Below are 7523 nucleotides of genomic sequence, written 5' to 3' on the forward strand. Positions count from 1 at the left end.
GGTCGGCCGTGATGTTGTGCGCGTCCACGCTGGTGGCGAGCGCGACACCGTTGCGGTCGGTGATCTCGCCGCGCTCGCCACCAGCGTGGACGCGCACAACATCACGGCCGACCCCAAGCTCTTCACGCCCGAGGAGAGCAAGGCCCCCGACGCCCCGCAGCAGGCCGCGGCGCTGCTCGCCCCGATTCTCGGCAAGGACGTCGACGAGCTGGTCAAGAAGCTCTCGACGCCCAAGAGCCGCTACACCGTCCTCGCCTACCGGCAGACCCCCCAGGTCTGGAAGCAGATCAAGGACCTCAAGGCCGTCTTCGCCGAGAAGGCGTCCGAGGACAAGCTCAAGGGCGGCCCCGGAGCCAACGTCCTGGGCGGTGTCCTCCAGGAGCCGACCACCAGGCGCGTCTATCCCAACGGGGATCTCGCCGCCGGGATACTGGGCTTCGTCAGCGCCGACGGCAAGGGCGGCGGCGGCCTGGAGTCACAGCTGAACGAGGAGCTGGCGGGCGAGGACGGCAAGATCCGTTACGCCCAGGCGGGCGGCCGGCGGGTCCCCACCGCGGGCAGCAGCGAGATCCCGGCCGTGCCCGGCTCCGACATCGAGCTGACCATCGACCGCGATATCCAGTGGGCCGCGCAGAAGGCCATCAGCGACCAGGTCGCCGAGTCCAAGGCCGACCGCGGCTACGTCATCGTGCAGAACACGAAGACCGGCGAGCTGCTGGCCATGGCCAACGCCCCCGGCTACGACCCCAACGACCTCTCCGAGGCCACCTCGGCCCAGCTCGGCAACGCGGCCCTCCAGGACGTGTACGAGCCCGGCTCCACCAGCAAGGTCATGTCGATCGCGGCCGTGCTGGAGGAGGGGGCCGCCACGCCCGGCACCCATGTCACCGTCCCCAACCGGCTGCACCGGGGCGACCGCCTCTTCAAGGACGATGTCGACCACCCCACCTGGTACCTCACGCTCAACGGGGTGCTCGCCAAGTCCAGCAACATCGGCACCATCCTGGCGACCGGTCAGCTCGGCAAGACCCAGGCGGAGTCGAACAAGGTCCTCTACGACTACTTGCGGAAGTTCGGCCTCGGCCAGAAGACCGGGCTCGGCTACCCCGGCGAGTCACCCGGCCTGCTGGCGCACCCGAAGGACTGGTCGACCTCGCAGCAGTACACGATCCCCTTCGGCCAGGGCCTCTCCATCAACGCCGTCCAGGCCGCCTCGGTCTACTCCACGGTCGCCAACGGAGGCGTACGGGTCGCCCCCACCCTCGTCCGCGGAACCAAGGGCTCCGACGACCGCTTCACCCCGGCCGATGCCCCCGAGGAGAACCGGGTGGTCAGCGAGAAGACCGCCAAGACCCTCGCGACCATGCTCGAGTCCGTCGTCGACGACCGCGAGGGGACCGGCACCAAGGCCGCCATCCCCGGCTACCGGGTCGCGGGCAAGACCGGAACCGCCAACCGGGTCGACCCCGTCCGCGGCGTCTACAAGGGCTACACCGCCTCCTTCGCGGGCTTCGCCCCCGCCGACAACCCGCAGGTCACCGTCTACTGCGCGATCCAGAACCCCACCAAGGGCAGCTACTTCGGCGGCCAGATCTGCGGCCCGATCTACAAGAAGGTCATGGAGTTCGCGCTCAAGACGCTCCAGACCCCACCGTCCGGCAGCAAGCCGCCCCGGCTGCCGGTGTCCTTCAAACCCGGCGAGTGAACACGGGGATGCGCGAGCATCTCCTCCAAGGGAACCCTCAGTGACAACGATCACCCCCGACCCCGGGAACCGGAACGAGAACCGCCGGAACCAGGGTCCCTCGCTTCGCGAGAGCCCGCACCGGCCCGGTACGCTCACCGCCGTGCCCCACGCTGATCAGTCCCAAACCTCTCAGAAGGACGCGCCTGTGACCTACCCGGGAGCGCCCCGACCGGACCGGCTCCGGCCCACCCCCCTCGGCGAGCTGGCCGACCGGCTCGGCGTCGAGACCGCCGGGAGCGGTGACGTCACCGGCATCACGCACGACTCACGGGCCGTGCGACCCGGAGACGTGTACGCGGCCCTGCCCGGCGCCCGTATGCACGGCGCCGACTTCGCGGCCCAGGCCGCGGGTCTGGGCGCCGTCGCCGTCCTCACCGACCCCACCGGCGCCGAACGCGCCGCCGCCACCGGCCTCCCGGTCCTGGTCACCGAGAACCCGCGGGCCGTGATGGGCGAGCTGGCCGCCGACATCTACGGGCGGCCCGGCATCGGCCTGCTCCAGATCGGCATCACCGGAACCTCCGGCAAGACCACCACCGCGTACCTCGTCGAGGGCGGACTGCGCGCCGCCGGACGCCCCACCGGGCTGATCGGCACCGTCGAGATGCGGATCGGCGACGAGCGCATCAAGTCCGAGCGCACCACCCCCGAAGCCACCGACCTCCAGGCCCTGTTCGCCGTCATGCGCGAACGCGGCGTCGAGGCCGTCGCGATGGAGGTCTCCAGCCACGCCCTCGTGCTCGGCCGGGTCGACGGCTGCGTCTTCGACGTCGCCGTCTTCAACAACCTCAGCCCGGAGCACATGGAGTTCCACTCCGGCATGGAGGACTACTTCCAGGCCAAGGCCCAGCTCTTCACCCCCGAGCGCAGCCACCGCGGCGTGGTCAACTTCGACGACGAGTACGGCCGCAGGCTCATCACCGAGTCCGGCGTCCCCGTCACCACCTTCTCCGCCGAGGGCCACCCGGACGCCGACTGGCACGCCGAGGACGTCGAGGTCGGACCGCAGGACAGCACCTTCATCGCCGTCGGCCCCAAGGGCGAGCGCATCACCGCCCGCGCCCCGCTGCCCGGCCCGTTCAACGTCGCCAACACCCTCGCCGCGATCGTCACGCTGGCCGTCGCGGGCGTCGACCCGCAGATCGCCGCCGACGGCGTCGCCGCCGTCCCCGGGGTCCCGGGCCGGCTGGAGCGGGTGGACGCCGGTCAGCCCTACCTCGCCGTCGTCGACTACGCGCACAAGACCGACGCCGTCGAGTCCGTCCTGCGCTCCCTGCGCAAGGTCACCGAGGGCAAGGTGCACATCGTCCTCGGCTGCGGCGGCGACCGCGACACCACCAAGCGCGGCCCGATGGGCGCCGCCGCGGCCCGGCTCGCCGACACCGCCGTCCTGACCTCCGACAACCCCCGCTCCGAGGACCCCCTCGCGATCCTCGCCGCGATGCTCTCCGGCGCCGCCGAGGTCCCCGTCCACGAACGCGGCGACGTGCTGGTCGACGCGGACCGGGCCGCCGCCATCGCCGCGGCCGTCGCCCGCGCCGAGCCGGGCGACACCGTCCTGGTGGCGGGCAAGGGCCACGAGCAGGGCCAGGACGTCCACGGAGTGGTCCGCGCCTTCGACGACCGCAAGGTCCTGCACGCAGCCATCGAGCGGTCCCTGGCGCACCCCGGCGCCGACCGTGCCCCTCACCACGAGAACAACAGTCAGGGATGACCAAGTGATCACCCTTTCCCTCGCCGAGATCGCCGAAATCGTCGGCGGGCAGCCGCACGACATACCGGACCCGGCAGTCGCCGTGACCGGACCCGTCGTCATCGACTCCCGTGAGGTCGCGCCCGGCAGCCTGTTCGCCGCGTTCGCCGGCGAACGGGTCGACGGCCACGACTACGCCCAGCGCGCCGTCGAGGCGGGCGCGGCAGCCGTGCTGGCGGCCCGCCCCGTCGGCGTTCCGGCGATCGTCGTGGACGATGTCGTCGGCGCGCTCGGAGCCCTCGCCCGGGCCGCCGTCGAACGCCTCGGCACCAGCGTCGTCGCCCTCACCGGCTCGGCCGGCAAGACCTCCACCAAGGACCTGATCGCGCAGCTCCTCCAGCGCCACGGCCCGACCGTCTGGACGCCCGGCTCCCTCAACAACGAGATCGGGCTGCCGCTCACCGCCCTGAGCGCCACCGCCGAGACCGAGCACCTGGTCCTGGAGATGGGCGCCCGCGGCATCGGCCACATCCGCTACCTCACCGAGCTGACCCCGCCCCGGGTCGGCCTGGTCCTCAACGTCGGCTCCGCGCACCTCGGCGAGTTCGGCAGCCGGGAGGCCATCGCCCAGGCCAAGGGCGAGATGGTCGAGGGCCTGCCCGAGGACGGCTGCGCCGTGCTCAACGCCGACGACCCGCTCGTCCGCGCCATGGCCTCGCGCACCAGGGCCCGCGTCCTGCTCTTCGGAGAAGCCCCCGAAGCGGACGTACGGGGCGAGAAGGTCCGGATGACCCCCGACGGGCGGCCCGCGTTCGAGCTCCACACACCCACCGGGTGCAGCGACGTGACCATGCGCCTGTACGGTGAGCACCACGTGTCGAACGCGCTCGCCGCGGCCGCCGTCGCCCATGAGTTGGGCATGTCCGTGACCGAGATCGCCGATGCGCTCTCGGAGGCGGGCACCCTCTCCCGCTGGCGCATGGAGGTCACCGAGCGCGGGGACGGTGTGACGGTTGTCAACGACGCCTACAACGCGAACCCCGAATCCATGAGAGCCGCACTGCGTGCGCTGGCCGCCATGGGCCAGGCCCGAGGGGCCGACGGGGGACGCACCTGGGCGGTGCTCGGTCAGATGGCCGAGCTCGGTGACGCGTCGCTCGCCGAGCACGACGCGGTCGGACGGCTCGCCGTCCGGCTCAACGTCAGCAAGCTCGTCGCTGTCGGGGGGAGAGAAGCCTCCTGGCTGCAACTGGGCGCATATAACGAGGGTTCGTGGGGTGAGGAGTCGGTGCACGTGTCCGACGCGCAGGCGGCCGTCGACCTGTTGCGCAGTGAACTGCGCCCGGGAGACGTCGTGCTGGTGAAGGCGTCCCGGTCGATCGGCCTGGAGAAGGTCGCCCAGGCACTGCTGGAGAACTCGACCGAGGGCGAGGTCGCCGGCCGATGAGGCAGATCCTCTTCGCGGGGGCCATCGGGCTCTTCCTGACCCTGGTCGGTACCCCGCTGCTGATCAAGCTGCTGGCCCGCAAGGGCTACGGGCAGTTCATCCGGGACGACGGCCCGCGCACCCACGGAAGCAAGAAGGGCACGCCCACGATGGGCGGCATCGCCTTCATCCTGGCGACGATCATCGCGTACCTTCTCGCGAAGATCATCACGGGTGAGGACATCCGCTACTCCGGTGTCCTCGTGCTCTTCCTCATGGCGGGCATGGGCCTCGTCGGCTTCCTCGACGACTACATCAAGATCGTCAAGCAGCGTTCGCTCGGTCTGCGGGCCAAGGCGAAGATGGCCGGACAGCTGATCGTCGGCATCGCGTTCGCGGTGCTCTCGCTCCAGTTCCCCAACTCCGCGGGCAACACCCCGGCCTCCGACCGGCTCTCGTTCGTCGAGGACTTCGGCTGGTCGATCGGCCCGGTGCTGTTCTGCGTCTGGGCGCTGTTCATGATCCTCGCCATGTCCAACGGCGTGAACCTCACCGACGGCCTCGACGGTCTGGCCACCGGCGCCTCGGTGATGGTCTTCGGCGCCTACACCTTCATCGGCCTCTGGCAGTTCCAGGAGTCCTGCGCCAACGCGGACAACCTGACCAACCCCGGCGCCTGTTTCGAGGTACGCGACCCGCTCGACCTCGCCGTCGTCGCCGCAGCCCTGATGGGCGCCTGCTTCGGCTTCCTGTGGTGGAACACCTCGCCCGCCAAGATCTTCATGGGCGACACCGGCTCGCTCGCCCTCGGCGGCGCGCTCGCGGGCCTCGCGATCCTGTCGCGCACCGAGTTCCTGCTCGCCATCCTCGGCGGCCTCTTCGTGATGATCACCATGTCCGTGGTCATCCAGGTCGGTTCCTTCAAGATGACCGGCAAGCGCGTGTTCCGGATGGCACCGCTCCAGCACCACTTCGAACTCAAGGGGTGGTCCGAAGTCCTGGTCGTGGTCCGCTTCTGGATCATCCAGGGCATGTGCGTGATCGTCGGACTCGGCCTCTTCTACGCGGGATGGGCAGCCAAGAAGTGAGCACCGTGGACTGGCAGGGCAAGCACGTCACCGTCGCCGGGCTCGGCGTCAGCGGAATCCCCGCCGCCCGCGCCCTGCACGAGCGCGGCGCGCTCGTCACCGTCGTCAACGACGGCGACGACGAACGCGCCCGCGCACAGGCGGCCGAACTGGAGGCGCTCGGCATCACCGTGCGCCTCGGCGACGGCGCCACCCTGCCGCCGTCCACGGAACTCGTCGTCACCGCACCCGGCTGGCAGCCGGACAAGCCGCTCTTCCTGGCTGCCGCCGAGGCGGGCGTCCCGGTCTGGGGCGACGTCGAACTGGCCTGGCGTCTGCGCGGCGACAACGGCCGCAAGGCCGCCCCCTGGCTCGCGGTCACCGGCACCAACGGCAAGACCACGACCGTACGCATGCTGGCCTCCATCCTGGAGGCGGCGGGCCTGCGCACCGCGGCCGTCGGCAACATCGGCGTATCGCTGCTGGACGCGGTGCTCGGCGAGACGGAGTACGACGTCCTCGCCGTCGAACTCTCCAGCTACCAGCTGCACTGGGCGCCCTCCCTGCGCGCCCACTCCGCCGCCGTCCTCAACCTGGCCCCCGACCACCTCGACTGGCACGGCTCGATGGAGGCGTACGCCGCCGACAAGGGCCGCGTCTACGAGGGCAACACCGTGGCCTGCGTCTACAACGTGGCCGACCCGGCCACCGAGGACCTGGTCCGCGAGGCCGACGTCGAGGAGGGCTGCCGCGCCATCGGCTTCACCCTCGGCGCCCCCGGCCCCTCGCAGCTCGGCGTGGTCGACGGCATCCTCGTCGACCGGGCGTTCGTCGCCAACCGCCAGAAGCAGGCCCAGGAGCTGGCCGAGGTCAGCGACGTCAACCCGCCGGCCCCGCACAACATCGCCAACGCCCTCGCGGCCGCCGCCCTCGCCCGCGCCTTCGGCGTGGAGCCGGCCGCCGTCCGCGACGGGCTGCGCGCCTTCCGCCCCGACGCCCACCGCATCGAACACGTCGCGGACATCGGCGAAGTCGCCTACGTGGACGACTCCAAGGCCACCAACACCCACGCCACCGAGGCCTCGCTGGCCGCCTACGACTCCATCGTCTGGATCGCCGGCGGCCTCGCCAAGGGCGCCACCTTCGACGAGCTGGTCACCGGCGCGGCGAAGCGGCTGCGCGGCGTCGTGCTGATGGGCGCCGACCGCGCCCTCATCCACGAAGCCCTGACGCGACACGCCCCGGAAGTCCCGGTGGTCGACCTCGACCGGACCGACACTGGGGCGATGTCCGAAGCGGTCGCGCGGGCCGCCGAGCTCGCCCGGCCGGGCGATACGGTACTGCTGGCCCCGGCCTGTGCCTCGATGGACATGTTCACCAACTACAACAAGCGGGGCGAGGCGTTCGCGGACGCGGTCCGCGCACGCGCCGAGACGAGCGCCTGACCGACCGGGCCTCCGCGCCCGGGGTCACGGGCCCCGGGCACGAGCAGTGGAGGGGACAGCGACAATGCCGGCCGACGAGAGATTCGCCGTACGGCGGGAGAGCGCACGGGCCTCGGTACCCCGCCCCCTCGCCGCGGCGCCCGCC

General features: G+C 71.4%; 5 protein-coding genes. All 5 read left to right on the forward strand.

What is annotated here, in order from left to right:
* Positions 1 to 1705, forward strand: a 1705-nt coding sequence (locus D3105_RS30710) for a peptidoglycan D,D-transpeptidase FtsI family protein (protein WP_240647084.1), incomplete at its 5' end; no start/stop codon positions are given.
* 40 nt (positions 1706 to 1745) lie between these two features.
* Complete coding sequence (locus D3105_RS30715; RefSeq protein ID WP_118906179.1) at positions 1746 to 3461, forward strand: UDP-N-acetylmuramoyl-L-alanyl-D-glutamate--2,6-diaminopimelate ligase; 1716 nt, start codon at positions 1746 to 1748, stop codon at positions 3459 to 3461.
* Positions 3462 to 3465: 4 nt separating this feature from the next.
* Positions 3466 to 4887: a UDP-N-acetylmuramoyl-tripeptide--D-alanyl-D-alanine ligase gene (locus tag D3105_RS30720; RefSeq protein WP_118906180.1), complete on the forward strand. Its 1422-nt coding sequence runs from the start codon at positions 3466 to 3468 to the stop codon at positions 4885 to 4887.
* Entirely contained in the window at positions 4884 to 5954 is a 1071-nt protein-coding gene (gene mraY / locus D3105_RS30725) for a phospho-N-acetylmuramoyl-pentapeptide-transferase (RefSeq protein ID WP_030805841.1), read from the forward strand. The genes D3105_RS30720 and mraY overlap by 4 nt, the downstream gene beginning before the upstream one ends.
* Complete coding sequence (murD, locus tag D3105_RS30730; protein ID WP_206272985.1) at positions 5936 to 7378, forward strand: UDP-N-acetylmuramoyl-L-alanine--D-glutamate ligase; 1443 nt, start codon at positions 5936 to 5938, stop codon at positions 7376 to 7378. Before mraY ends, murD begins: the two co-directional genes overlap by 19 nt.
* The last annotated feature ends 145 nt before the right edge of the window (positions 7379 to 7523 follow it).

The sequence above is a fragment of the Streptomyces globisporus genome, from assembly GCF_003501885.1.
GTDB lineage: Bacteria > Actinomycetota > Actinomycetes > Streptomycetales > Streptomycetaceae > Streptomyces > Streptomyces globisporus_D.

Bases quoted from the DNA above. Each gene is read 5' to 3' on its own strand.
- mraY (WP_030805841.1), top strand. From the start codon at position 4,884: ATGAGGCAGATCCTCTTCGCGGGGGCCATCGGGCTCTTCCTGACCCTG.
- murD (WP_206272985.1), top strand. From the start codon at position 5,936: ATGGGCAGCCAAGAAGTGAGCACCGTGGACTGGCAGGGCAAGCACGTC.